A 527-nucleotide genomic window follows, 5' to 3' on the forward strand; every position below is an offset into this window, starting at 1 on the left:
GCTACGACTACAAGATCATCTTTCACAGTCGGAACTTTGGCTCCTTTACCGCCATTCGGACCGGGCTTGAGCATGCATCGGGCAACTATGTGGCTGCCATGGCGGCCGACCTTCAAGAGCCGCCGGAACTGATTGTCGAGTTCTTTTCGATATTGGAGAAAGACGCTGCGGACGTCGTCTTCGGCCGCAGAGCGGGGCGAGACGATCCGTTTGTGACGCGGTTTCTGTCCCGGGCTTTTTGGGGCGTTTACCGCAGGCTGATACTGCCAAGCATGCCCAGCGGCGGCGTCGATATTTTTGGCTGCAACCGCCAGGTGCTGGAAGCGATCCTGTCGATCGCGGAGCCTAACAGCTCGCTGGTCGTGCAACTCTTCTGGGTGGGCTTCAGGCGGGAATTCGTGCCGTATCACCGTCGCGAACGGGAGCACGGAAAAAGCGCCTGGGGCATGGGGCGCCGCCTCAGATATATGATGGACTCGATCTTCTCGTTTTCCGACTTTCCGATCGTGCTTACACTGTGGGTGGGG

The 527-nt window shown here is 58.6% G+C and carries 1 protein-coding gene; it reads left to right on the forward strand.

The genetic code is table 11. The features are described 5' to 3' along the window. Window positions 1–527, forward strand: a 527-nt coding sequence (locus EOA27_RS39560; RefSeq protein WP_127259108.1) for a glycosyltransferase, incomplete at both ends; no start/stop codon positions are given.

This window comes from Mesorhizobium sp. M2A.F.Ca.ET.037.01.1.1 (assembly GCF_003998075.1).
Taxonomy (GTDB): Bacteria; Pseudomonadota; Alphaproteobacteria; order Rhizobiales; family Rhizobiaceae; genus Mesorhizobium.